20 protein-coding genes and 1 tRNA gene are annotated in these 26,015 nt (G+C 69.3%); 13 read left to right on the top strand and 8 right to left on the bottom strand.

Features of this window, described 5'->3' with window-relative positions; all coding sequences use genetic code 11:
• Positions 1-153 precede the first annotated feature (153 nt).
• The 3 genes from DTPSY_RS13490 to DTPSY_RS13480 form a co-directional block, all read right to left on the bottom strand.
• Positions 154-642: a copper chaperone PCu(A)C gene (locus DTPSY_RS13490; RefSeq protein ID WP_015914028.1), complete on the bottom strand. Its 489-nt coding sequence runs from the start codon at positions 640-642 to the stop codon at positions 154-156.
• A 93-nt stretch (positions 643-735) separates the two neighbouring features.
• Positions 736-1,128, bottom strand: coding sequence for a DUF2946 family protein (locus tag DTPSY_RS13485; RefSeq protein ID WP_015914027.1), 393 nt, complete (start codon positions 1,126-1,128; stop codon positions 736-738).
• Between the two features lie 77 nt (positions 1,129-1,205).
• Positions 1,206-1,946, bottom strand: a complete 741-nt coding sequence (locus tag DTPSY_RS13480) for a Crp/Fnr family transcriptional regulator (protein WP_015914026.1) — start codon at positions 1,944-1,946, stop codon at positions 1,206-1,208.
• A gap of 75 nt (positions 1,947-2,021) precedes the next feature.
• Between DTPSY_RS13480 and DTPSY_RS13475 the strand changes: the two genes are divergently transcribed.
• From DTPSY_RS13475 to DTPSY_RS13435, 9 genes are all read left to right on the top strand, one after another.
• Complete coding sequence (locus tag DTPSY_RS13475; protein WP_015914025.1) at positions 2,022-4,184, top strand: TonB-dependent receptor family protein; 2,163 nt, start codon at positions 2,022-2,024, stop codon at positions 4,182-4,184.
• Positions 4,185-4,194: 10 nt separating this feature from the next.
• Positions 4,195-5,325, top strand: coding sequence for an ABC transporter substrate-binding protein (locus DTPSY_RS13470; protein WP_015914024.1), 1,131 nt, complete (start codon positions 4,195-4,197; stop codon positions 5,323-5,325).
• Positions 5,310-7,262, top strand: coding sequence for a TonB-dependent receptor plug domain-containing protein (locus tag DTPSY_RS13465; RefSeq protein ID WP_015914023.1), 1,953 nt, complete (start codon positions 5,310-5,312; stop codon positions 7,260-7,262). Before DTPSY_RS13470 ends, DTPSY_RS13465 begins: the two co-directional genes overlap by 16 nt.
• Positions 7,263-7,347: 85 nt before the next feature.
• The gene (gene cobN / locus DTPSY_RS13460) at positions 7,348-11,358 is read left to right on the top strand and encodes a cobaltochelatase subunit CobN (protein WP_015914022.1); all 4,011 of its coding nucleotides are present in this window, start codon (positions 7,348-7,350) and stop codon (positions 11,356-11,358) included.
• A gap of 13 nt (positions 11,359-11,371) precedes the next feature.
• Positions 11,372-11,917 carry a MotA/TolQ/ExbB proton channel family protein gene (locus tag DTPSY_RS13455; RefSeq protein ID WP_015914021.1) on the top strand — a complete coding sequence of 182 codons (546 nt, stop codon included), beginning with the start codon at positions 11,372-11,374 and terminating at the stop codon, positions 11,915-11,917.
• A complete protein-coding gene (locus DTPSY_RS13450; RefSeq protein ID WP_015914020.1) occupies positions 11,914-12,243 on the top strand; it encodes a DUF2149 domain-containing protein in 330 nt (109 codons plus the stop codon). The genes DTPSY_RS13455 and DTPSY_RS13450 overlap by 4 nt, the downstream gene beginning before the upstream one ends.
• A gap of 1 nt (position 12,244) precedes the next feature.
• Positions 12,245-13,036 (top strand): ABC transporter permease, encoded by a 792-nt coding sequence (locus tag DTPSY_RS13445; protein WP_015914019.1) that lies wholly within the window; start codon positions 12,245-12,247, stop codon positions 13,034-13,036.
• On the top strand, positions 13,033-13,866 hold the full coding sequence (locus tag DTPSY_RS13440; protein ID WP_015914018.1) for an ATP-binding cassette domain-containing protein: 834 nt from the start codon (positions 13,033-13,035) through the stop codon (positions 13,864-13,866). Before DTPSY_RS13445 ends, DTPSY_RS13440 begins: the two co-directional genes overlap by 4 nt.
• 14 nt (positions 13,867-13,880) lie before the next feature.
• Positions 13,881-15,149, top strand: a complete 1,269-nt coding sequence (locus DTPSY_RS13435; RefSeq protein WP_350303889.1) for an NnrS family protein — start codon at positions 13,881-13,883, stop codon at positions 15,147-15,149.
• Between the two features lie 118 nt (positions 15,150-15,267).
• Here the strand turns inward: DTPSY_RS13435 and DTPSY_RS13430 are convergent.
• The 3 genes from DTPSY_RS13430 to DTPSY_RS13420 all read right to left on the bottom strand — a co-directional run bounded on the left by DTPSY_RS13430 (position 15,268) and on the right by DTPSY_RS13420 (position 17,304).
• Positions 15,268-15,343: transfer RNA gene (locus DTPSY_RS13430), tRNA-Lys, on the bottom strand.
• Between the two features lie 84 nt (positions 15,344-15,427).
• Positions 15,428-16,405: a GMP reductase gene (locus DTPSY_RS13425; protein ID WP_015914016.1), complete on the bottom strand. Its 978-nt coding sequence runs from the start codon at positions 16,403-16,405 to the stop codon at positions 15,428-15,430.
• A gap of 191 nt (positions 16,406-16,596) precedes the next feature.
• Positions 16,597-17,304, bottom strand: coding sequence for a hypothetical protein (locus tag DTPSY_RS13420; RefSeq protein WP_041838879.1), 708 nt, complete (start codon positions 17,302-17,304; stop codon positions 16,597-16,599).
• A gap of 64 nt (positions 17,305-17,368) precedes the next feature.
• Here DTPSY_RS13420 and DTPSY_RS13415 point away from each other — a divergent pair, with 64 nt between their 5' ends.
• The 4 genes from DTPSY_RS13415 (at position 17,369) to DTPSY_RS13400 (ending at position 23,743) form a co-directional block, all read left to right on the top strand.
• Positions 17,369-19,819 (top strand): UvrD-helicase domain-containing protein, encoded by a 2,451-nt coding sequence (locus DTPSY_RS13415; RefSeq protein WP_041839066.1) that lies wholly within the window; start codon positions 17,369-17,371, stop codon positions 19,817-19,819.
• A gap of 289 nt (positions 19,820-20,108) precedes the next feature.
• Positions 20,109-20,711, top strand: a complete 603-nt coding sequence (locus DTPSY_RS13410) for a hypothetical protein (RefSeq protein WP_238526539.1) — start codon at positions 20,109-20,111, stop codon at positions 20,709-20,711.
• Positions 20,711-21,412 (top strand): OmpA family protein, encoded by a 702-nt coding sequence (locus tag DTPSY_RS13405; RefSeq protein WP_015914012.1) that lies wholly within the window; start codon positions 20,711-20,713, stop codon positions 21,410-21,412. The genes DTPSY_RS13410 and DTPSY_RS13405 overlap by 1 nt, the downstream gene beginning before the upstream one ends.
• 180 nt (positions 21,413-21,592) lie before the next feature.
• Positions 21,593-23,743, top strand: coding sequence for a PhoX family protein (locus tag DTPSY_RS13400; protein ID WP_015914011.1), 2,151 nt, complete (start codon positions 21,593-21,595; stop codon positions 23,741-23,743).
• Positions 23,744-24,006: 263 nt separating this feature from the next.
• Here the strand turns inward: DTPSY_RS13400 and DTPSY_RS13395 are convergent, their stop codons facing one another.
• Positions 24,007-24,834: a BPSS1780 family membrane protein gene (locus tag DTPSY_RS13395; RefSeq protein ID WP_015914010.1), complete on the bottom strand. Its 828-nt coding sequence runs from the start codon at positions 24,832-24,834 to the stop codon at positions 24,007-24,009.
• A gap of 150 nt (positions 24,835-24,984) precedes the next feature.
• Positions 24,985-25,935, bottom strand: a complete 951-nt coding sequence (locus DTPSY_RS13390; protein WP_015914009.1) for a homoserine kinase — start codon at positions 25,933-25,935, stop codon at positions 24,985-24,987.
• Between the last annotated feature and the right edge of the window lie 80 nt (positions 25,936-26,015).

Genomic DNA, 26,015 nt, shown 5'->3' with positions numbered 1-26,015 from the left:
ACGCAGGCGCCGTGCAAAGCGCCGCATTATCGGCCAACCCCCTCGTCCTCGCCCGCAATGGGCGCGTGTGGACGCTATGCTATTGATAGCTGTCAGCGCTTGCTGTGCAAGCGCTAGAGGTCTAAAAAAGCCTTCAGCCGTACCGGATGAGTCTCAGTGGCCGCCGTGCGGCTTGCCATGGCCCATGGCCGGCGCGGCCGTGGCGCTGACGGCGCGCACGGGCGCCTGCAACTCCTGTGTCGTGCGTTGGCCGTCCTTGGCTTCGAAAACCAGCGTCAGGGGCACGGTCGAGCCTTGGGCGACGGGCTGCTTCAGGTCCAGCAGCATGATGTGGTAGCCGCCGGGCTTGAGTTCCACGGCCTGGCCGGCTGGCAGATCCAGCGCGGGCAGTGGGCGCATCTTCATCACGTTGTCCACGAGCTTCATTTCATGGACTTCGGTGACGCCGGCCACCGGGCTGCTGGCGCCGACCAGACGGGCATCCTGCGCGGCCGTCAGGCGCATGAAGGCGCCGGTGGCCTTCTGCTGCGGCACCGTGGCGCGCACCCAGGCGTCCTGCACGGTGACCTGGGCGTGGGCTGCGCCGGCCACGAGCAGGGTGGCGGCGACGGCGATGCGGGAGACGAACGATTGGGAGAACATGAAAAATCCTTGAATAAACGATGGGGCAGGCGGGCAGCGCTGCCGTGGTATGCGAGAAGAGTGCGGGTGCACGGGGGCCCGTGCCCGCCGTTTTCAAAACGGTGCGAGGGCGAGTGGCGCCGCAGGCGGGGCGCGCGGCGGGAAAGGCGCGCGGCTGAGCGCCGGTACATGGGTCTGGCGCACCACATCCGCAGATGGGACATGCGGGAGCTGCTGCAGGCCGCGCCACGGGGGTGCATCCAGAGCGGGCAGCAGGGGCGGCAGGCACAGGGCGCAGTCCAGCGCATGCGCGGGGTGGGAGGCATCGTTGGTGCCCACCGCGCTGTTGCCGCCGGCGGCAACCCAGCGCTCCTCGCCCGAGGCGGTGCAGACGCGCTCTAAATGGTCTGCCTGCACGAAGGGCGCTGCCGTCGCCACGCCCAGCGACACGGCAAAGCACGCCAACAACAGGCGTGCCAGGTGACGGGCGTTGCGCAGGATGTGCATGGTGGGCGCATTATCGGTGGGTGAGGGCGCGCCGGCCAGCCGCCAGCCACCCGAGTTGCGGTCCCGCGGCCAGGGCGTCAGAACGTGCGCGTGCCGGGCGCGGCGAGTTGACGCAGCTGGTGCGCATCGCACAGGCGCCAGGTGCGCCGCTCGCCGCGGATCCAGCCTTTGGCCTGCCACTGGGCGAGCAGGCGGTTCAGCGTCTCGGCGCGGATGCCCAGGCGCGCCGCCAGGTGCCGCTGGCTGGTGGGCAGCTCGACCGGCTCGCCGCCCTCGCTGCACCGCGCCACCAGGTAGGCGGCCAAGCGCTGCTGCGCATTGCTGCTGGTGAGCCAGTCCACCTCGTTCACGCAGTGGTACAGGCGCAGGCTCAGCGACTCCAGCAGCCGCAGCGCCAGCGACGGGTGGCGCTCGCACGCCGTGCGCAACGCCTGCCGGGGAATGCGCCAGACCCGCGTGGCGCCTTGCGCGCGCGCTGTCATCGGATAGAGCCCGTGCGGCATGAACATGGCCGCCTCGGCCACCCACTGCCCGGGGGTGAAACAGTGCAGCATGCGCTCCTCGCCCGTGGCGTCATAGCGCAGCACTTCCACGGCACCTTGCGCCACCAGCAGGCAGTGACAGGCGGCTTCGCCTTCGTGGAACAGCGTTTCCCCATCGGGGTGCGTGCGCGCGAGGGCATGCTGGGCCAGATCTTGCAATGCCGGCGCCGGCAAGCCCTGCAGCAGCGCGTTCGTGCCCAACAGGCTGCTCGCCTCTCTGAAGCCGCTCTGTTGCGCGTCCGCCGCGCCGCCCGGGGTCGCGTTGATAAAAGTCATTTCATATTCGGGTTATGTGGTGGCATGCTTTGAGAATACGAATGAATCGCATTTATTTCAAATTCTCTCACTTTCATGCCGCCGCACCACCTTCCTTCCCTTCGCTCCAGACTTCGTGCATGGACCCGCACGACGGCCCCCGCCCTGGCGCTGCTGTGCCCACTGGCAGTAGCGGCCGAGCCTGCCGCGCAGGCCCCGGCGCAACTGCCCACGGTGACCGTGCGTGCCGAGGGCGATGCCGATGCGGCCGCGCCGCTGCGCCCCTCCGTGGCGGCGGAGCAGCAGCGCCTGGACCGCGTTCCCGGCGGGACCAACCTGGCCACTCCGCAGCAGGAGACGCGCCTGGCCACGCTGCGCGACGCCCTGGACTACCAGCCGGGCATCGTGATCCAGGACTTCTTTGGTGCCATGGACCAGCCGCGCCTGTCCATACGCGGGTCGGGCATCCAGAGCAACCCGCTGAACCGCGGCGTGCTGCTGCTGCAGGACGGACTGCCGCTGAACGACGCCGATGGCTCCTTCATCATCGGTCTGGTGGAGCCGCGCAATGCCGCGTTGGTCAGCGTGCGACGCGGCGCCAACACGCTCATGCCGGGCGCGACCACGCTCGGAGGCGAGTTGGACTTCCAGTCGCTCACGGGCGCCGATGAGCGGGGCCGCGTGCGCACCGAGGTGGGCAGCTTCGGCCGCCAGGCGCTGCAGGGCGCGGTCGGCCTGCAGGGCGCGCAGTGGGATGGGCGCATCAGCGTGAGCGGCGACCGCTACGACGGCTACCGCCACCATTCGGCGTCGCAGCGCGATGCGCTGCATGCCAACGTGGGGTTCCAGGCCGCCGGCGGGTTCGAGAACCGCACCTACCTGTCGTGGACCGATCTGGACTTCGACATCCCCACCGTCGTGCCCAAGGACCGCGTGCGCACCCAGCCGCGCGGTGTGATGGGCGACGGCGCCACGCCGCAGGACCAGTTGCTCAACGTCTACCGCCGCGACCCGCGCCGTGAAGCCACGCAGCTGCGCCTGGCCAACCGCTCGCGCTGGGGTGACGATGCGCTGCGCCAGGAGCTGGGCGTCTACTGGCAAGACACGGACGACCTGTTCAACAACCAGACCAGCTACACCATCACCCGCAGCCGCACGGCAGGTGCGCAGTGGCAGGCCAGCGGGCAGACGGCCGGTCCCCTGGCCTGGCGCGCGGCGCTGGGCTGGTCACGCAGCCGCATGGACCGCGATCTGGATGCCACCAGCCCCGTGAACGGGGCAGCGCTGCAGCGTTTTGGCGCCTATGACCTCACGGCCGACAACCTGCAGGCGCTGCTGGCGGCCGACTGGCGCCTGGCGTCGGCATGGACGCTGGTCGGCCAGTGGGGCTGGAGCCACCAGGAGCGCGACGCCGCCAGCCGCCTGGACGGCCGCACGCTGCAACAGCAGTGGAGCTTTTCCACGCCCAAGGTGGGGGTGAACTGGACGCCCACCCCGGCCGTGCGCTGGTGGGCCAACTTGAGCCGCAGCCAGGAGGCGCCCACATTCTGGGAGATCGTCTCCGCCACCGTGGCGCCCAACGCGCCCGCGGCGGCCAGCAGCGAGCTGGTGCGGCTGGACCTGCAGCGCGCCACCACCTTCGAGGTCGGCGGGCAAGGCCGCTGGGGCGAGGGTGCCCGTGCGCTGCACTGGACGGCCGCCGTGTACCGCAGCCAGGTGGCCGGCGAACTCATGAGCACCACCGATGCCAACGGCATCAAGGTGGGCACCTACAACTACGCCGGCGGCACGCGCCACCAGGGCGTGGAGGCAGGGCTGTCGGGCAGTTGGCCGCTGGGCATGGGCGCACTCGACTGGCGTGGCTCCTGGACGTACAGCGACTTCCGCTTCAAGGACGGCATCTACGCCGGCAACCGCATCGCCGGCGTGCCGCGCCACCTGATCAATGCCGAGGTGCTGTGGCGCGTCGCCACGGGTGCGGGTGTGTGGCGCATGGGTCCCAGCCTGCGCTGGATGCCCACCGACACGCCCACCGACCACGCCAACACCGCCGGCAGCGAGCAGGACGCCTACGCGCTGCTGGGCTTCAAGCTGGAGTGGAAGAGCGGCCCCTGGACGGCCTACCTGCAGGCCGACAACCGCACCGACCGGCGCTACGCCAGCAGCTATGCCATTCGCAACCAGGCCACGGCCGCGCAGCCGGGCTACCTGCCGGGCCTGGGCCGCAACGTGGCGGCGGGCGTGAGCTACCAGTTCTGAGGGCGATGCGATGCTGATGAACCCTGTGCAGTCCGTTGACCAGGGCCGCCGCCGCCTGCTGCAGACCTCGGGTGCGTTCGCGCTGGCCGGGTTGCCGGCATGGGGTGCGGCGGCTCCCGCTGCGCCTGCCGCTCCTGCCGCGCCGCTGGCCCGCCTGGTGCTGGCCGGGCCGCCAGCCATCGTCTCGGCGCCCCTGATCCACATGGCCGAGACTCAGGCGCTGGCGGGCGTGGCCGAGCGTGTGGAGTTCACCCCCTGGCGCGACCCCGACCAGCTGCGCGTGATGGCCTTGGGCCGCAAGGCGGATGTGCTGGCCATGCCCAGCAACGTGTCGGCCAACCTCTACAACCGTGGCGCGGGCGTCACGCTGCTGAGCATCTCCACCTGGGGCGCGCTGTGGATCGTCACGCGTGATGGCGCGCGGCGCACGCTGGCGGATTTTCGCGGCGAGGAAATCGCCGTGCCTTTCCGCGGCGACATGCCGGATCTGATGCTGCAACTGCTTACAGCCCGGCAGGGGCTGGACGTGCGGCGCGACTTCCGCGTGCGCTACGTGCCCACGCCCATGGAAGCCATGCAGTTGCTCATCACACGCCGGGTGCGCCATGCGCTGCTGTCGGAGCCCGCCGTGTCCCTGGCGCTGCGCAAGACGCAGTCCTTTCCCCTCGGGCTGGTGGCGCCCGAGCTGCACCGCGGCGCCGACCTGCAGCAGGAATGGGGCCGTGTGTTCCAGCGCGCGCCGCGCATCCCGCAGGCGGGCATTGCCGCCGTGGGCGCCCTGCGCGGGCAAGGCGCCGCGCTCGCGGCCGTGGACGCAGCCTATGCGCGCTCCGTCGCCTGGTGCCGTGCCCATCCCCAGGAGTGCGGCCGCATGGTGGCCGCACGCATCGACCTGCTGACCCCCGACGCCGTGGCCGACGCGCTGGCCACCAGCCAGCTGGACGCGGTGCCGGCGCAGCGCGCGCGCGCCGAGATCGACTTCTTCTTCCAGCAACTGCTCGCGCGCGACCCCGCGCTGCTGGGCGGGCGGCTGCCCGACTCCGGTTTCTTCCACTCTCCCGCCCAGCCCCACGCCAGCAATGCGGCGCCAGCGTCCAGCCACTGCGGTCTTTCCTCAGGACGTTCATGCCACACCACTTGATCCATGTGACCCTTTGCCGTCGCCATCCGCTGGCCCTGGCCGCCTTGCTGTGCTTGTTGGGCGCCGCGCGTGCCCAGGCCGCGGCCGAGGCCCCGGCCGCCACCGCCCTGGCGCCCGTCACCGTGACCGCCACACTGACCGAGCAGGACGCCCGCACGGCGCCCGCCAGCGTCACCGTGATCACCGCGCAGGAGCTCGCCGAGCGCAACGCGGCCGACCTGCTGGACGCCGTGCGCGGCGCGCCGGGCATCACCTTCAGCGCGCGCCAGGTGGGGGGGCGCAAGACGCTCGCGCTGCGCGGGCTGGAGGGCAAGCACACGCTCACACTCATCGACGGGCGGCGCATCAGCGCGAGCGACGACGTGATCGGCCATTCCGACTACCAGTACGGCTGGCTGCCGGTGTCGGCCATCGAGCGTGTGGAAATCATCCGCGGGCCGATGTCGGCGCTGTACGGGTCCGAGGCGCTGGGCGGCGTGGTCAACATCATCACGCGCAAGCCGGGCGACCGCTGGATCGGCTCGCTGGGCTTCAACGCCGCCTTCCCCGCCGGCGGCGAGGCCGCGGCCGAAGGGGGCGCCTCGCTGTTTGCGGCGGGCCCACTGAACGACCGGCTGCGCCTGTCGGTGAATGCCGAATACGCCCACCGCGACGCCGTGGCGCAGCGCGAGGACCCGCGCTACAGCGAGATCGAGGGCCGCAAGCCGCGCAGCCTGGGGCTGAACGCCGAGCTGGACCTGGCGCCCGGCCACCGGCTGGAGGCCGGCGTGACCGATGGCGAGGAACGGCGCTTTTACGACGACGTGAGCGGCACGCGCCCCTATGCCAACCGCTATGACCTCGACCGCCGCCAGGCGCACGTGGGGTGGAAGGGCGAGATAGGCGCCTGGAAGGCGCAGGCACGCGCCTACCGCAGCGAGATCAGCGTGCGCAACAGCCGCACCAACGGCGTCAGCCCCACGCGGGCGCAGGACATGACGGACGATGTGGTGGACGGCCACGCCACCACCCGCTGGGGCGGCCACCAGGTCACCGTGGGCGGCGAGTGGCGCAATGAAGAGCTGGTGAATTCCGGCCTGCTGAACGGCCGCGACGACGTGTCGCACAAGGCCCTGTTCGTGCAGGACGAGTTCGCGCTGGGCACGAACCTGCTGGCCACGCTGGGCCTGCGCGCGGACCACCACGGCATCTTCGGCTCCGAGCTGAGCCCCCGCGCCTACCTGGTGTGGGAGGCCAGCCCCGCGCTGGTGGTCAAGGGTGGCCTGGGACATGCCTTCAAGGCGCCCACGCTCAAGCAGATCTCGCCGAACTATGTGGGCGCTGAAGGTCCGCACACCTTCCGGGGCAATGCCGACATCCAGCCGGAGACCTCCAACTCCTTCGAGATCGGTGCCGACTGGCAGGTCAGCCCGGCCTGGTCGCTGCGCGCCACCGCGTTCCATACCGAGGTCAAGCAGCTCATCACCTACCGCCTGATCCAGCAGGTGGGCACGCGCCGCACCTACCTCTACGACAACGTGGACGCTGCGCGCATCCAGGGCCTGGAGGCCGGCTTCACCTGGGCCATCACCGACGCGCTGCGCTGGAGCATGGACGCCACGCTTCTGCGCACCCGCGACAAGGCCACGGGCGAGCGCCTGTCCGACCGGCCCGACACCAGCGTGGCCTCGCGCCTGGCATGGCGCGTGGCGGGCTGGGACGCGCAGCTGGGCGCCGAGTACACGGGACGCCAGACCAGCTCCGGCCAGCGCCTGCCCGCCTACACGCTGTGGAACGCGAGCGTGGGCCGCGCCTGGGCGCTGGGCGCGCACCAGCGGCTGAACCTGCGCGCCGGCCTGGAGAACCTGGGCGATCTGCGCCTGGCGGAGAAGTCCCCCGCGTTCGGCTATGCCGAACAGGGCCGCCGCGTCTTTGTGAGTGCGCGGCTGGATTTCTGAACGCTTTGCGCGGGCGGTACTGTTTTGATAGCTGCTTGCGCTTGATACACAAGGGTTGGAGGCCGATTTGCTCAAAAAATGGTTGATGGGCCTGATGCTGCTGCTTACGGGCGCGGCGCAGGCGGCATCGGTGCTGTTCATTGCCACGGGCAACGTACCGGCTGGCAAGTTCCACCAGCTGGCCGAGATCGCGCGCCCGCACGGGCTGACCGTGGAGGTGCGCTTCCTGGGCAGCTTGCCCGCCGACGTGGACGGCGGGCTGTGGCGTGGGCATGACGCGGTGTTCTTCGACAGCTACCTGCAGGACGAGGTGCGCGCGCGGCTCACGCGCGCGCTGCCCGCCCTGGCGCTGCCGCATGCCTGGCTGTACGACGCGCGTCCCGCCTGGGGCGGCGGCCTGCCCGAGGCCGTGGCGCAGCGGCTCGTGCGCTACTACGCCAGCGGCGGGCGCCAGAACTTCGAGGGGTTCTTCGCCACGCTGGCCGCACAGTTGCAGGGGCGCGACGCGCTGGGGGCGGCGCAGGCGCCCGTGGTGTTCCCCAAGACCGGCATTTACCACCCGCGCACGCCGGGCCTGGTGACGGCCGACCCCGCCGCCTACCTGCGCACGCAGGGTGTCGATCCCACGGACGGCCAGCGCCGCCCCGTGATCGCCATCGCCCTGCACCAGCAGTACATCGCCTCAATGCAGACGGCATTCATCGACGACCTCATCGCGCGCATCGAAGCCGCCGGCGCCACGGCGCTGGCGTTCTACACGCCCATGCTCGACCCGGGCGGCGTCACGCGCGTGCTGCAGCCCGGCGGCGCGGGCACGCCGGTGCTGGCCGACGTGCTCATCAACACGCAGATCATGTTGAACGCCGACGAGCGGCGCGCCGAGTTCACGCGGCTGGGCATGCCCGTGCTGCAGGCCATGCCCTACCGACGGGGCGACGAGGCCGCGTGGGCCGCCAGCCCGCAGGGCGTGGCCCTCATGGACGTGCCCTTCTACCTGGCCCAGGCCGAGTACGCGGGCGTGGTGGACATCCAGGTGGCCGCCGCCACGCGCGCGGGGGACGAGCAGGTCGTGCCCATCGCCGCGCAGGCCGCCGCTGTCGTCGGCAAGGCGATCAACCTGGTGGCGCTGCAGCGCAAGGCGAACGCCGACAAGCGCATCGCCGTGTTCTTCTGGAATTACCCGCCGGGGGAGAAGAACCTGTCGGCCTCGTTCCTCAACGTGCCGCGCAGCCTGCAGGCCACGCTGGCCGCGCTGCGCGGGGCGGGCTACGACACCCAGGCCGCGGACGAGCAGCCGCTGATCGCGCAGCTGCAGCGCCTGCTCGCGCCCGCCTACCGCGACGGCATGCTGGCGCCCTTGCTGCGCGACGGTCTGGCCGACCGCCTGCCGGTGCAGGAATACCGCGCCTGGCTCGCCACGCTGCCCGCGGCCACGCGTAATGCGCTGCACAAGAGCTGGGGGGCGCCCGAGGACTCGTCGATGGTGGTGCGCGAAGGCGGTCAGGCGTTCTTCGTCATCCCGCGCCTCATGCTGGGCAAAGTGGCGCTGCTGCCGCAGCCGCCGCGCGGCGAAAAGTGGGCAGACAAGGAGAAGTCGCTCTACCACTCCACCAGCGCCTGGCCTTCCCACCACTACCTGGCCGTGTACCTGTGGGCGCGGCGGAACGTGGGCGATGCCTTCGTGCACTTCGGCACGCACGGCAGCCAGGAATGGCTGCCGGGCAAGGAGCGCGGCCTGGCCGTGACCGACCCCGGCATGCTGGCCGTGGGCGACGTGCCCGTGGCCTACCCCTACATCGCCGACAACATCGGCGAGGCGCAGCAGGCGCGGCGGCGCGGGCGCGCGGTGATCGTGAGCCACCAGACGCCGCCGTTTCAGCCCGCGGGGCTGCATGCGCAGCTCACCGCGCTGCACGACCTGCTGCACGCCTGGGTGGCGCAGGACGAGGGCGCGGTGAAGGAGCGCATCGCCGCCGATCTGCTGGCGGGCGCCGAGAAGCAGCGCATCGTGGCCGACATGGGGCTCACCGCCGCGCAGGCGCGCGCCGACTTCGCGGGCTTCGTCAACCAGTTGCATGCGCACCTGCACGAACTGGCGGAGACCGCCCAGCCCCTGGGCCTGCACACGCTGGGCACCGCGCCGGCCGACGCACACCGCCTGGGCACCGTGCTGCTGATGCTGGGCCGCCCCTACTGGGAGGCTGCCGCGCGCCATGCGGGCACACCGGCCGAGGACATCGACGAAGCCCTGGTGGGCGACTACGAGCGCATGGCGCAGACCGTGCCCTACCGCCTGCTGGCGCGCCATCTGCTGGAGGGCGAAGCCGACGACGCGCTGCCCGCGCCGCTGCGAGACCACATGGCCCAGGCGCGGCAGTGGTGGCAAGCCATCGGCGCGCAGAACGAACTGCCGGCGCTGCTCGCCGTGCTGGCGGGGCGGCACCTGCCCACGTCCTACGGCGGCGATCCGCTCAAGAACCCCGACGCCTACCCGACGGGCCGCAACCTGTATGGCTTCGATCCTTCGCGCGTGCCTACTCCGCAGGCCTGGGAGGCCGGCAAGCGGGCCGCCGAGCAGCTCATTGCCGTCTACCGCGAACAGCATGGCGGCACCGCGCCCACCAAGGTCACCTTCTCGCTCTGGTCGGTGGAAACCATGCGCCACCAGGGCATGCTGGAGGCGCAGGCGCTGTGGCTCATGGGGGTGGAGCCGGTGTGGGACCAGGGCGGGCGCGTCACCGGCATGCGGCTGGTGCCGCGCAAGCAGCTCGCCCGCCCGCGGGTGGACGTGGTGCTGTCGGCCACCGGCCTGTACCGCGACCATTTCCCCAACGCCATGCAGCAGCTTGCGCGCGCCGCGCAGCTGGCCGCGCAGGCCGACGAGCCCGACAACCCCGTGGCGGCCAACGCCCGCGCCATCGCCGAGCGGCTGCGCGCGCGCGGCATGGCGGAGGGCGCGGCGCTGCGCGCGGGCCAGACACGTATCTTCTCTTCCGAGTCGGGCCGCTACGGCACGGGGCTGGACGACGCGGTGCTGGCCACCGACACCTGGCAGGGCAACGCCGAGGGCGACCGCAAGCTCGCGCAGCTCTATCTCTCGCGCATGCAGTACGCCTACGGGCCCGACGAGTCCGAGTGGGGCAGCCTGCCTGCCGCGCAACGCGGCGGCAAGGACGGGACGGGCAACCTCTATGCCGAGCACCTGCGCGGCACGCAGGCTGCAGTGCTCTCGCGCAGCTCCAACACCTACGGCATGCTGACCACGGACGACCCGTTCCAGTACCTGGGCGGCATTGCGCTGGCCGTGCGCCACCTCGACGGCAAGGCTCCGCAGCTGCTCATCAGCAATCTGCGCGGGCCGGGCAGCGGGCGCGTGGAAGGCGCGGCGCAGTTTCTCGCCAAGGAGCTGGCGACGCGCCAGTTCCACCCCGGCTACATCCAGGGCCTGATGAAGGAAGGCTACGCGGGCACGCTGCAGGTGCTGGACGCCACCAACAACTTCTGGGGCTGGACGGCCGTAGCGCGTGAGATCGTGCGCGACGACCAGTGGCAGGAGATGGCCGACGTCTACGTGCGCGACAAGCACCGCCTGGGCCTGGATGCGTGGTTCGAGCAGCACAACCCGCACGCCCTGGCGCAGACCATCGAGCGCATGCTGGAGGCCGCGCGCCAGGGCTACTGGCAGGCCGATGCGCAAACGCTGCAGACCCTCAAGAGCCGCTGGCGCGACCTGTCGCGGCGCTTCGACGTGCGCAGCGACAACGCGCACTTTGCGTCCTTCGTTGCCGAGGGGGCGCCGCAGGCTGCCGCGATGGGCTTCGGCCTGCAGTCGCCTGCGCGCGCCGCGCGTCCCACGGCAACGCCAGCCGTGGCCCCGCGAGCAGCGACGGTGCCTGAGCCGCAGGCCCCGCCCGAACCGGCCCCCGAACCCGTGCCGCCACCGCCCACGGTAACGGGCATGCGCCTGGCACCCGTGGAGCCGGTGCAGCCCCCCCGACCTACGCTGGCCACGGTCGCGCTGGGGCTGCTGCTTGCGGCCATCACCGCGGCGGGCGCCCTGCGCCAGCGCCGGCGCACCCTTGTTCCATCCCATTGAACCTCGATACACCATGACCAATCCGATCGAATCGGCGATGTACGTCGCCAGCCAGCTTTTCCTCTATCCCGTGCTCATCGCCATCGCGCTGCTGTTCGTGCATGCGTTCTATGCGCTGGGGGCTTTCGCATGGCAGGCGTGGCAGCGCCACCGGGGCCAGCCCGGCGGGTTTGAACTGGCCACCGCGCGGGCGCGCAATCCGGCGCTTTCGCTGATCGACCTGGAGGCGCTGGCCACGAAGCGGCTGGAGTTCGCCCGCATTGCCACCCGCGTGGCGCCCATGCTGGGTCTGGTGGCCACCATGATCCCCATGGGGCCTGCGCTCATGGCACTGGCCGACGGGCAACTGGCCGACGTCTCGCGCAACCTCATGGTGGCGTTCTCGGCGGTGATCCTCGCGCTGCTGGCGGCGGCCATCAGTTATGCCGTGGTCAACGTGCGCCGGCGCTGGTATGCCGTGGACCTGGCCGTCATCGAACAGGGTGCGCCGGTGCTGCCGCCCGCGCCGGCGCCCGTGCACGACCCCGTGGCCGCGCTGGCGATGGAGGGGGTGCAATGAGCCGCCTGCGCCTGCTGGACGACACGGAGACGGATGACCCCATCCTCTCGGTCGTCAACCTCATCGATGTGTTCCTGGTCATCATCGCGGCGCTGCTGCTGGCGGTGGCCAACAGTGCGGTCAATCCCTTTGGCAGCGAATCGGTCACCGTCATCAAGAACCCCGGCCAGCCCAGCATGGAGGTGATCGTGAAGGACGGCCGCAAGATCGACCGCTACCGCGCCAGCGGCGAGATCGGGGAGGGCGAGGGCGCCAAGGCCGGCGTGGCCTACCGGCTCAAGGACGGCTCCATGGTCTACGTGCCCGAGCCGGGGGAGGGCGGCTGACATGGGCCTTGCCTGGCGCTGGCTGCGCGGCATTCCCGCGTACCTCTGGAGCGGCTGGGGCGCGGCTGCCAGCCTGCTGCTGTTCGTGGCGCTGTGGGAGCTGGGCGCGGGCTTGTATGGCCCGCTGATCCTTCCCGACCCGATGACCACCTTCGCCACCCTCTGGGGCCTGGTGCAGTCGGGCGTTGCCTGGCCCGAGCTGGCCGTGACCGCGCGGCGAGCGCTTGCCGGCCTGCTGCTGGCGGTGACCGTGGGCAGTGCGCTGGGGCTGCTGGCGGGGCTGTCGATGACGGCCTCGATGATGGCGCGGCCCTGGGTCACGCTGCTGCTGGGCATGCCGCCCATCGCCTGGCTGGTGCTGGCCATGCTGTGGTTCGGCGCGGGGGATGGCACGCCGGTGTTCACGGTGTTCGTGGCCTGCCTGCCGGTGGTGTTCATCGGCGCGCTGCAGGGCACGCGCACGCTGGACCACCACCTCAAGGACATGGCGCGCGCCTATCGCCTGCCCTGGCGCATGCGCCTCACCGATCTGTACCTGCCGCATGTGGCGGCGTACCTCTTCCCCGCGTGGATCACGGCGCTGGGCTCGTCGTGGAAAGTGGCCGTGATGGCCGAACTGCTGGCCACCAGCGACGGCGTGGGCGCGGCGCTGGCGGTGACGCGCTCGCACCTGGACACGGGCGCATCGCTGGCCTGGATCTGCGCCGTCGTGGGCAGCCTGCTGGTGCTGGAGTACGCGCTGCTGGAGCCCATCAAGCGCGAGCTGGAGCGTTGGCGGGGAGCGGGCACATGAGCGGCCTGCAGATTGAGGCGCTGCACCACGCCTACGGGCCGGCGATGGTGTTGCAAGGCATCGATTTGCAGGTGCCACCAGGGCGCATCGTTGCGCTGGTGGGCCCCTCGGGCTGCGGCAAGACCACGCTGCTGCACCTGTGCGCCGGCTTGCTGGCGCCGCAGCAGGGCCGCATCGAACAGCCCCTGCAGCCCACTGCGGTGATGTTCCAGCAGCCGCGGCTGCTGCCGTGGATGACCACCCGCGACAACATCGCACTGGGCCTGAAGGCCCGAGGGGCCGCGCGAGCCGAGCGCCACCGCCACGCCGCCGAGATGGCGCAGGCCCTGGGCCTGCCGGTTGCGGCTCTGACGCAATACCCGGCCGAGTTGTCGGGCGGCATGCAAAGCCGCGCGGCGCTGGCGCGCGCGTTGGTACTGGCACCCGCGCTGCTGCTGATGGACGAGCCCTTTGCCGCGCTGGATGTGGGCTTGCGTAGCCAGTTGCACCAGTTGCTGCTGGCCCGGCAGGCGCACACGGGCATGGCCGTGCTGCTGATTACCCACGACCTGATGGAAGCCGTTCGGCTGGCGGACGAGGTGCTGGTGATGGCCGCATCGCCGGGCCGCATCGTGGCGCGCTACCACCCGCCCGGCGCGGCGGTAGCGCGTGGCGACGCGCTGGTGCACCGCTGCGCGGCGGAGTTGCAGCAGCATCCCGCGGTGCGTGCCGCGTTCGGGTTGCCCGACAGGGCGGGCTCCGCCACGGACGCGGACGACAGCTTGGCGGCTGCGGGCACGTGGCACGCCACCGCCGCCATGGTCGGCGGGCCGCAGCGCAGTGGTTGTTGAATTTGATATGAAAAATGCCGCCAGCCATTGCAGGGCAAGCGCGAGCAGCTCCTTTTTTTGAAATGAATCACCCCGCGAACCTGCTGCGCAGCGGCCACCCCATTTGGATGTGCGGCATGCGCCCCTTCTTTGTATTGACCATGGTGGCGGCCATCGGCTTGCTGGGCTGGTGGGCCTTCGTGCTGGCCCTGGGCTGGCCTGTGCCCCGGGTGGTCGGCGGGCCGCTGGTGTGGCATGTGCATGAACTGGTCTACGGCTTTGCCATGGCGGCGGTGGCGGGCTTTGCGTTGACGGCGCTGCCGGAGTTCACCGGCAGGCCTGGCGCCACGCGAAGCCAGTTGCGCGCGCTGGTGCTGCTGTGGCTGTGTGGCCGGCTGGGGTTTTGGGTGTCAGGCCATGCCGGCGGTGCGGCGTTGTGGCTGGCGACCGCGGCGCAGGTGGGCCTGCCGCTGGCGCTGCTGGCGGTGTTGGCGCCCGCGCTGCGCAGCCCGCAAGGGCGACGGCACGGGTCGTTTGGCGTGCTGCTGCTGGCTCTGGCAGGAACGGCGGCGGGCTTCTACGCCGATGCGCTGCGCGGCATGGCGGGGCTGCGGTGGCTGCATGCGGCGCTGGGCGTGCTCATGTTGCTCATCGTGGTGGCGGCCAGCCGCATTTCGATGCGCATCGTGAACCGCGCCATCGAGGAGGTCACGCCGGGTGCCGCTCCCTACGTAGCCCGCCCGCCGCGGCGCCACCTGGCGGCACTGTGCATCACGTTGTACACCGCGGCCGAGTTCCTGCGCCCGGCGAGCGCGCTGGCGGGCTGGCTGGCGCTGGCTGCCTCGGCGGCGGTCTTTCACCTGATGGGCGACTGGCATGTCGGTGCCGCCCTGTGGCGCCGGCGGTTTCCGCTGCTGCTCTACGCCATGTACGCCTGCATGGCCCTGGGCTATGGCGCACTGGGGCTGGCGCATCTGGGTGTCCTTCCCGGTACCGCTGCAGGCCGGCACCTGATGGGCATGGGCACTGTGGGGCTGGGCATTTACGTGGTGATCGCCATCGCCGGGCGTGCCCACGCCGGTCTGGCACCAGACCCCGGGCGGTGGGTGCCCCTGGGCGCGGCCGCGCTGCTGGTGGCGACGGCCGTGCGTGCGGCCGCTGGCGGGATGGGCGGGGGAGGTGGTTGGCTGGCCCTGGCGGCTGCAGGTTGGTGCCTGGCCTTCCTGGCGGTTCTGTGGCGCATCGGCCCGCCGCTGTGGCGGCCGCGCAGCGATGGGCGCCAGGGGTGCGATGGGCCTGAATAGGTGGGGAGGAGAAGGCCCGCATCAAGCGGGCGAAGGAGCGGGAGAGCCGGGCTGGCGTGGAGCCCAGATCGCCATGAAAAAAGCCGAATCCGCGCTGCGGATTCGGCTTGGCTGTCTTTGGTGGGCCCTGAGTGACTCGAACACTCGACCAACGGATTAAGAGTCCGCTGCTCTACCAACTGAGCTAAGAGCCCTCTCTTTTCAGAGGTGCCGCGTTGCAGCACAGCCATGGATTATGCACCATTTTTTTCGCCTCGCTGCGACGTCGGCCGAAAAATTTACATCAACAGGTGCTCGCCGGCGTTGTCGCCGCCCAGGATCACGTAATTCACCTTGCGGATGTCCATGAGCTTTTTGCCGCCCGAATAGCTGATGGAGCTCTGGATGTCCTGTTCCATCTCGGTCAGGGTGTCCGCCAGCTTGCCCTTGATGGGCTCCAGGATGCGCTTGCCCTCGACGTGCTTGTACTCGCCCTTGTTGAAGTCGGACGCCGAGCCGTAGTACTCCTTGTACAGCTCGCCGTCCACTTCCACGGTCTTGCCGGGCGATTCTTCGTGGCCCGCGAACAGCGAGCCCACCATCACCATCGTGGCGCCAAAGCGCACGCTTTTGGCAATATCGCCGTGGCTGCGGATGCCGCCGTCGGCAATGATGGGCTTGGTGGCCACGCGCGCGCACCACTTCAGCGCCGACAACTGCCAGCCGCCCGTGCCGAAGCCGGTCTTGAGCTTGGTGATGCACACCTTGCCGGGGCCGATACCCACCTTGGTCGCGTCCGCGCCCCAGTTCTCCAGGTCGATCACGGCCTCGGGCGTGCCCACGTTGCCGGCGATCACGAAGGCCGCGGGGATTTTGGCCTTCAGGTACGTGATCATGTTCTTCACGCTGTCGGCGTGGCCGTGCGCGATGTCGATGGTGATGTACTCGGGGCAGATACCCTCGGCCACAAAGCGGTCCACCGTGTCGTAGTCGGGCTGCTTCACGCCCAGCGAGATCGATGCGAAGCACCCTTGTGCATGCATGTCCTTGACGAATTGCACATTGTCCAGGTCAAAGCGGTGCATGACGTAGAAGTAGCCGTTCTGCGCCAGCCAGGTGCAGATCTTCTCGTCGACCACCGTCTTCATGTTGGCGGGCACCACGGGCAGGCGAAAGCGGCGCCCGCCCAGCTCCACGCTGGTGTCGCACTCCGAGCGGCTTTCCACGCGGCACTTGCGCGGCAGCAGCAGGATGTTGTCGTAGTCGAAGATTTCCATGAGGTTCCAAGCTCCTGTAGAGGTCGCGCGCGAGGGATTTCGCGGGCGATGGGGCGCTTGGCTTGCTTTCCGGCTTTTGCGGGCCGCAGGCGTGATGGCCGGGCCGGTCCCTGCAGTGCGCAGGCACAAAAAAACCGGGCGCAAGAAACTTGGGCCCGGTGATTGATTCTACCCGCCGCGCTGCCTTCGCTTTAATGACCCGTGCCGCAGTAGGTGTGTGCGGCGCCTACCCAGTCGCCGCCATCGCCTTGCACCCAGGCCGCCATGCGCAGGCGCTCGGGCTGCGCTCCGTGGGGTATGCGCATGGGACGTATCTCCAGCCAGCCGCCCCGCTCCTGTGAGGGGCGCTGCCCGGGCGCGTCCCACACGCCGTGAAAGACATTGCGCACCAGGTGGCGCGTGACCGGGTTGCCCTCGGTGCCTGCGGGTATTTCCTCCAGCATGAGCAGCGTGATCTGGAGGCGGCGCGGAGTCTTGCCATGCGGGGGAATGAAGCGCAGATGCGCGCCCACGTAGTCCGCCACGGCGGGCCCGTGGGCCACGCGCAGCAGGGCGGTGGTGGGCAGCGTGGGCAGGCTGCTCACGAAGGTGTCGCTGCGCTGCGGCACCTCGCGCCCCAGTGACCGCAGACGTTCCAATGCATCGGGCGTGGCCGCGGCAGACAGCGGGGCATCTTCGCCCTGCGTGCCGGGCACGATCCAGTCGAGCACCAGCGCATCCCGGCCGGTGGCCGCGACCGCCGGCGGCTCCGCCCAGCAGCTGGCGCAGTCGGCGTTGAGAAAGCGCTCCACCAGCACCGTGGGCTTGGGCTGGGCGTCGCTGGAGCAGGAGGCGCGCGGCTGCGCCATCGCCAGGGGCATGGCGAGACAGGCAAGCAGGGTGAGCAGTGGATAGCGCATGGGTGCCATGGTTCCACAAAGCCCGAGCGGCTGCATGCGCCAGCCGCGTTCCTACAATGGCGGAATGCTCCCACACGACCTGTTTTCCGGCGCGCCAGCGCCTTTTGGCACTGGCAATGGTGCCGGCGCTACCGGGGTTTCGTCCCAGGCGGTGCAGCCGCTGCTGCAAAACCTCAACCCCGAGCAGCTGGCCGCCGTGACGCTGCCTGCCGGCCATGCGCTCATCCTGGCGGGCGCCGGCTCCGGCAAGACCCGGGTGCTCACCACGCGCATTGCCTGGCTGCTGCAGAACGGTCTGGCCACTCCGGGCGGCATCCTGGCCGTGACCTTCACCAACAAGGCGGCCAAGGAGATGCTGACGCGCCTCTCGGCCATGCTGCCCATCAACGTGCGGGGCATGTGGATCGGCACGTTCCACGGCCTGTGCAACCGCCTGCTGCGCGCGCACCACAAGCTGGCAGGCCTGCCGCAAGCGTTCCAGATCCTGGACACGCAGGACCAGCTCTCGGCCATCAAGCGGCTGTGCAAGCAGTTCAATGTGGACGAGGAGCGCTTCCCACCCAAGCAACTGGCCTACTTCATCGCAGGCTGCAAGGAAGAGGGCATGCGCCCGCGCGACGTGCCGGCGCACGATGCCGACACGCGCAAGAAGGTGGAACTGTACCAGTTGTACGAGGAGCAGTGCCAACGCGAGGGCGTGGTGGACTTTGGCGAGCTGATGCTGCGCAGCTTTGAGCTGCTGCGCGACAACGACCCCGTGCGGGCGCATTACCAGCGGCGCTTTGCGCACATTTTGGTGGACGAGTTCCAGGACACCAACAAGCTGCAATACGCCTGGCTCAAGCAGATGGCGGGCGACGTGGTGGACGGATGCCTGCACACGCAGGGCAGCGTGCTGGCCGTGGGTGACGACGACCAGAGCATCTACGCCTTTCGCGGTGCACGCGTGGGCAACATGCAGGACTTCGTGCGCGAGTTCGACGTGCAGCACCAGATCAAGCTGGAGCAGAACTACCGCAGCTACAGCAACATCCTGGACTCGGCCAACGCGCTGATCAGCCACAACAGCCGGCGCTTGGGAAAAAACCTGCGCACCACGCAGGGCCCGGGCGAGCCCGTGCGCATCTACGAGGCCAACAGCGATCTGGCCGAGGCGCAGTGGATGGTCGATGAGATCAAGCAGCTCGTGCGGGACGGCGAGATGCCGCGCAAGGAGATCGCTGTGCTCTACCGCAGCAATGCGCAGAGCCGGGTGATCGAATCGGCCCTGTTCAACGCCAGCGTGCCCTACCGCGTGTACGGCGGGTTGCGCTTTTTCGAGCGCGCCGAGATCAAGCACGCGCTGGCCTACCTGCGCCTGCTGGAGAACCCGCACGACGACACCAGCTTTCTGCGCGTGGTGAACTTCCCGCCGCGCGGCATTGGTGCGCGCACGCTGGAGGTGCTCCAGGATGCGGCGCGCAGCAGTGGCTGCTCGCTGCACGACGCGGTGAGTGCGGTGCCTGGCAAGGCCGGCACCAACCTGGGGGCCTTCGTGGCCCTGGTTCAAGTGCTGCGCGAGCAGACGCAGGGCCAGAACCTGCGCGGCATCATCGGCCAGGTGCTGGAATCCAGCGGCCTGCTGGAGCATTACCGCCACGAAAAGGAAGGCGCGGACCGGCTGGAGAACCTGGACGAGCTCATCAACGCGGCCGAGAGTTTCGTCACCCAGGAGGGCTTTGGCCGCGATGCGGTCGCGCTGCCGCTGGACGAGCACGGCAACGCCCTCACGCAAAGCCCGGCCAGCCAGGGGCTGGACCCCGACGCGCCGATGCTGAATGCCCCTGGCAACGTGGATGCCGACACCGGCGAAACGCTGTCGCCGCTGGCGGCCTTCCTGACCCACGCCGCATTGGAGGCGGGGGACAACCAGGCCCAGGCGGGGCAGGATGCGGTGCAGCTCATGACCGTGCATGCCAGCAAGGGGTTGGAATTCGACTGCGTGTTCATCGGCGGCATGGAGGAAGGGCTGTTCCCGCATGAGAACTCCATGAGCGACCGCGACGGCCTGGAGGAAGAACGCCGCCTGATGTACGTGGCCATCACCCGCGCGCGCAAGCGTCTGTACCTGAGCCATTCGCAGACGCGCATGCTGCACGGGCAGACGCGCTACAACGTCAAGAGCCGCTTTTTTGATGAGCTACCCGAGGAGGCGCTCAAATGGATCACACCGCGCCAGGCAGGGTTTGGATCTTTTGCTCCTGATTCAGGAGCTGCTCGCGCTTACCAGTCGGGCGCTAGAGGTCAATTTGGCTTCAAGACCGAAGTGTTCGCCAGTCCCCCCGTACCCCCGGTCAAGGCGGCGCCGGGCCATGGCCTGCGCGTGGGGCTGGCGGTGTTCCACACCAAGTTCGGCGAGGGCAAGGTGCTGGCCATCGAGGGCGCGGACGCCGACGCGCGGGCGCAGGTGCACTTTCCGCGCCACGGCACCAAGTGGCTGGCGCTGTCGGTGGCCAAGCTCACCATCGTCGAATAAGTGCTCGCCCAGAGATCGCGGCCTTCTGTCTTGCTTATTCAAAAGTAACTTGAAATTTCCCCGACATCGGGAGGCAGCGCGGGCTTCACGCCCAGGGAATACCGCGTGGGGCTTGAGACGTATGGGGTCAGCGCATGTCCCTCATCGATTTTTTCAGGATAACTTTTGATTACAGGAAACCCCGCTGGCACGCATTGCCACGAATAAATTGCTCCTTGGGAATGAACGCCGCCAGTGCCCCTGTGATGCGCGTTCACTGTCAAGCACCACGCAAGGAGTAGAGATGGGGATGGAATACAGAGGAACCCTGGGTTGGATGGCGGTGGCCATGGCGACGTTGTGGCTCGCGGGCTGCAAGGATCCGGCGGGCACGGCGGCGGGGCCGGCCTCCGCACCGACTCCGGCCACGGCTCCACCCCCCGCCACGGCTGCGGCGCCGGCGGCAACAGCCACGGCGGCGCCTGCCGCAGCAGCGGTGGTTGCGGCTCCCCCTGGTGCTGCTCCGGCCGCGCCACGCACCTTGCCGCTGGGCGTGCAAGGCGTGGCACCGGCGGGGGTGACGGTGCGCGTCAAGAGTGTGCAGATCGGGGGCGACGCCACGGTGCTGGATGTGAGCATCTCCTTTGCCAACCGCATCACCGACTCCACCATGCTGGCGCTGGCCGATACCTACCTGCAGGACGAAAGCGGCGCGCGCCTGCACGTCAAGCGGCCGGACCACAACCGGGACATCACCATCCGCGAAGGCCAGACCCTGGATGGGCAACTGGTTTTCCTGGGCCGCGTGCTGCCCACCGCGCGCACGCTCAAGCTGGTCTTCAATGACGGCAACGATGGCGATAACATCGTGGCGCCGGGGCTGTCCATGGACCTGCCGCTGCAGGCGGGCTGATGGCGGTGCGGTGTTCGCCAGCCTGGCGGGCTGTCCTGTGGGCCGCGTGCTGCGCCGCCGTGGCCTCTGCGGCGCAGACATTGGAAGTGCGGCGCAGCCGCCAGTCGCTCGCGGCGACGCCCACCCATTTGCAACCAGCGGACGCTGCCCCGCTGACCCAATTGCAGCCGCACGTGACGCACGGCGGCCTGGTGCCGCGCGAGACCGAAACCCGGCTGCAGGCGGCGGCAGGGCCGGCCACGCTGCTGCGCGCGGCCGAGGTGCCGCCGCAGCGGCTGGAGCAGACCCACGCGCTGCTGGTGGAACTGCAGGCCCAGCCCACGCCCGAGCAGGCCATCTCCATCGACCTGCCTGCCGATGTGTTGTTTGACTTTGACAAGGCCGAGTTGCGGGCCGATGCCGCGCGCTCGCTTGACAAGGCGGCCGAGCTGCTCAAGAGCTACCCCCAGGCGCCCATCGACGTGGTGGGACACACAGACGGCAAGGGGGGCGATACCTACAACGACGCCTTGTCGCAGCGCCGCGCCGCCGCCGTCGCCGCCGCGCTGCAGTCGCGCACGGGGCGGCCGATCGCCACGCGCGGCATGGGCAAGCGCCAGCCTGTCGCGCCCAATACCACGCCGGATGGACGGGACGATCCTGATGGGCGCCAGCGCAACCGGCGCGTGCAGATCGTGATCGGGGCATTGCCGGTGCGGTAGGGGATGGGACCCGGGCCCGCGCGTCGCTCAGGCGCTGTGGGTCTGTGTGTCCTCGCGTGTGCACGGAAGGCCCGGCGTGCGAAGCAATGTCTTGAAGATGTCATGTACACGTCATGCTGGCGCAACAGACGTACTCCAGGATCGCGGGACCTTGATTGCCACTACCGAGTCCAACGACCCATGAACACCACGATCGTTTCCGAGTACGACGACAATGAAATCGTCAACCATTCGTCCAACCAGCACATCGACAGCGTCCTGGCCGCGCGCTTGAGCCGTCGCAGCGCCCTCAAGGGCGGTGTCGGCGCCACCACTGCGGCTCTGCTGGGCGGCGTGAGCCTGAGCGCCTGCGGCGGCGGCAGCGACGATGACGAAACTCCCGCACCCGAGCCGATCCGCCTCAACTTCAATGCCGTCGCCAAGAGCAATGCCGACCTGGTAACGGTACCCGAGGGTTACCAGGTCAGCATCCTGCACGCCCTGGGCGACCCGATCCACTATGGCGACGAGTCCTGGAAGGACGATGGCTCCGAGACGGCCGAGTCCTATGACCGCCGCATCGGCGACGGCCACGACGGCATGTACTACTTCGGCATGTCCGACGACGGCAAGTTCGACCCCAGCCGCTCCGACCGCGGCCTGCTGTGCGTGAACCATGAGTATGTGGTTGCGCCTTATGGTCTGCATCCCACGGGGCGCATCACGGTGGACGGCAAGCGCCCGGCCGAGCAGGTGGACAAGGAAATCCGAGCCCACGGTGCCAGCGTGGTGGAAGTCAAGCGCAAGAGCGGCAGCAACGAGATGGAGATGGTGCGCGGCTCCAAATACAACCGCCGCATCACCTCGGCCACGCCGATGGACTTTGGCGGCCCCGCCGCCGGCAACGCCAAGCTGTTCAACAAGCTCTCGCCGGACGGCAAGCAGGCCTTCGGGATGAACAACAACTGCGCCAACGGCTACACGCCCTGGGGCACCTACCTGACGTGCGAGGAGAACTTCCTGAACGTCATCGGCCGTGCCGCCGGCGACGACGCCCAACGCTCCGCCACCGAAATCGTGGCCCTGAAGCGCTATGGCTTGCCCGAGAACCGCAAGAGCCCTTACCTGTGGGACACCGCCGAGGGCGAGCAGTACCAGCGCTGGAACAGCAAGGTGAGCGCCGCCAGCGCCGCTGAGGACTATCGCAACATCTTCAACACCTTCGGCTGGGTGGTGGAGATCGACCCCTTCCGCCCCGACAGCAAGCCCGTCAAGCGCACGGCGCTGGGCCGCTTCAACCATGAAGGGGCATGGCCGGCGCCCGCCAAGGCCGGCGAGCCGATCGTCATCTACTCTGGCGACGATGCGCGCAACGAGTACGTGTTCAAGTTCGTGTCCGATGCCAAGTGGGATCCGAAGGACATCAACGGCGGCGTGGCCGCCGGTGCCAAGTACCTGGACAAGGGCACGCTGTACGCCGCCAAGTTCAACAACGATGGCAGCGGCGAGTGGCTGGAACTGACGTTCGGCAAGAACGGCATCGACGCCACCAACGCGCTGTACCCGTTCGCCGACCAGGCCGATGTGGTCATGCACTGCCGCCTGGCGGCCGACGCCCGCGGCGCGACCAAGATGGACCGTCCCGAGTGGGGTGGCGTGAACCCGTTGAACAACGAGGTGTACATGACCATGACCAACAACTCGCAGCGCACGGCCGCCACGCTGAACGCCGCCAACCCGCGCGTGGGCAACACCAATGGCCACATCATCCGCTGGAAGGAAGAGGGCGGCCAGGCGGGTACCAAGTTCCAGTGGGACGTGTACCTGTTCGGCGCGCGCAGCGACAATAAGCAGAGCGAGAACCTGTCGGGCCTGACCGCCGTGAACGATTTCTCCAGCCCCGACGGCCTGCATTTCGACCAGCGCAGCGCCAATGCCGGCGGCCTGCTGTGGATCCAGACCGACGACGGTTCCTACACCGATGTGACCAACTGCATGATGCTGGCCGCCATTCCCGGCAAGGTCGGTGACGGCGGCAAGGTCACCACCAAGGAGGGCCAGGCCACGATCATGGGCTCCAAGCCCACCGAGGCCACGGTGCGCCGCTTCCTGGTCGGCCCGTTCGACTGCGAGATCACGGGTGTGGTGGTCACGCCCGACGGCAAGACGCTGTTCTTCAACGTGCAGCACCCGGGCGAGGACGCTGAGAAGGCCAACTTCGCCACCAGCACCTTCACCAGCTACTGGCCCGGCAACCAGCCTGGGATCACCAGCAGCCACAAGGGCCTCAAGCGTCCGCGCTCGGCCACCGTGGTGGTGACGCGCAAGGACGGCGGCACGATCGGTATCTAACCGGCTTGCACGGGAGCCGCCTCTCGCCTTGTGCGCAGGACGGCTCCGCGGCACTTCCAACCCGCCTCTGGCGGGTTTTTTCTTGCCGGTTCAGGGCGAAGGTACGGGTGGAGTCTTGTTCGAGGAGCAGACACCCCACGCGCACTGTTTGGCTCGGGACACGCTCGCGTGCGCCGAAGCGCGCGGGGACTCGGCCCGCTCCGTCCGACTCTCTGGAAGCGCGGGACCGGGCGGAGCGCCCTGGCGACTCCGCTGGCGCAGCTTTATGAATCCTGCTCGGGTGACGCTGCCGCGGACGAGTCGCCGTGGTCGTGGTGGGGCGCGTCGAAGCTGTCGCGGAATGTGAACACCACCGACGAGAAGAACATGGCGGCCAACATCATCGCCGTCGCCACCATGATGCCGCCGGCCATGCCGGCGCCCAGGCCGATGGCGCTCAGCATCGTGACCAGCAGGCTGATGACCACGCCTGCGCCGAGGAACACGCCCATCCACGACAGCCCATACACCGTGAAGGCCCCGAAGTTGCGCAGGCAGGCGACGATGCTGAAAAACAGCGCCTTCACGGGCGGCACGTTGTGCCAGTGCACCAGGCCAGGCGCGTGCCAGAACAGCAGCGACAGCGGCACATACAGCAGCAGCGACAGCCACATGGCCGCCTGGAAGCTGCCCGACTCGGCCATCTCGCGCGTCAGCGGCTCGCCGCCCAGGTACACGCGAGCGAACTGCCCGCCGTCCACCAGGGCCGACAGCCCCATCAGGCCGAGGAAGCCCACGGCATAGAGCGCGCCCAGGGTCAGCATGTGGTTCAGCCGCTGCTTGCCGGTGCGAAACGCCACCAGCAGCAGTGCGGGCGTCGGCACGCGGTCCTGGCTGGCATCGGCCGCGGCCACCATCATGGCCAGCGTGGCCGAGGGCAGCAGGCCCAGCGCCACGGCGGGGCCGACCAGGGGCAGCATGGTGGCCAGCGACATCGCCGCCATGGTCATGAAAAACAGCGCGGCCAGCGCCATGGGCTGGCGCCAGAACACGCGAATGCCCAGGCGTACCCATTCCAGGCCCGCGCGCGCGGGGACGATGTGCAGTTTCATGGATTGGAAATCGAAGGTGGAGCGCCGCGGCAGCGGTGCGGGCGCATGGGGGAATTTACCCCAGTTGCCGCTGCACAGGCCGCAGCGGTGAATGAAACCAACGGTTATGTGTGGAGTGGCTGTTGTGGGGCGCGCGGCGCACCATGGCGGCTACAGAGTCACCGGGTGGGCCGCTCGCTGGCGCAGCACGCGCTCAAAGTGTGTGGGGTCGTGGGGCTTGAGCATGGCGGCCTCGCGCGGCAGGTAGAAGTCCCACAGGCGCGAGATCCAGAAGCGCAGCGCTCCGGCCCGCAGCATGGCGGGCAGCAGGGCGCGTTCATGCACGGTGAGCGGGCGCACGGCTTGGTAGGCGTCGATCATGGCCTGGGCGCGCGGCGCGGCGTGCGCGCCTGTGGACAGGTCGATGCACCAGTCGTTCAGGCATACGGCCAGATCGAAGAGGAAGGTGTCTACGCCCGCGAAATAGAAGTCGAAGAGGCCCGTGAGTTCCTCGCCTTCGAACATCACGTTGTCGCGGAACAGATCGGCATGGATGGGGCCGCGCGGCAGCGCCGCGTAGGCGCTGGAGGCCGCCACATGGTTCTGGTAGGCCAGTTCGGACTGCAGCAGCGCCGCCGGCTCGGCGCCGATGTGCGGCAGCACCACCGGCACGGTCTCGTTCCACCAGGGCAGGCCGCGCAGGTTGGGCTGCTGGCGTTCATAGCTGCTTGCGGCCAGGTGCATGCGCGCCAGCATGGTGCCCACGGCCGCGCAGTGCGCTTCCTGGGGGCTGAGCTGGCTCTTGCCGCGCAGCTTGGTTGCCAGCGCAGCGGGCTTGCCGCACACCTGGTGCAGGATCTCGCCATGCTTGTCGGCCTGCGGGTCCGGCACGGGGATGCCCGCGTGCGCCAGATGCTTCATCAGGTGCAGGTAGAAAGGCAACTGCTCTGCGGTGAGGCGCTCGAACAGCGTGAGTACGTACTCGCCCTGCTCGCAGGTGACGAAGTAGTTGGTGTTCTCGATGCCGCCCTCGATGCCGCGCAGCTCAAGCAGCTTGCCCAGCTGCAGCCGGCGCAGCAATTCGCGCGCCTCTTTGGTGGAGACTTCGGTGAAAACGGCCATCGGTCAGTACGTCAGTGCACTCGGCGTGCTGAAAAAAGCGGGGGAAGGAGCGGGCGATACGGGCCGCCCAGGAATGCCGC

It is taken from the genome of [Acidovorax] ebreus TPSY (assembly GCF_000022305.1).
Taxonomy (GTDB): domain Bacteria; phylum Pseudomonadota; class Gammaproteobacteria; order Burkholderiales; family Burkholderiaceae_C; genus Diaphorobacter; species Diaphorobacter nitroreducens.
This window is presented reverse-complemented; position numbering and strand designations above follow the sequence as displayed.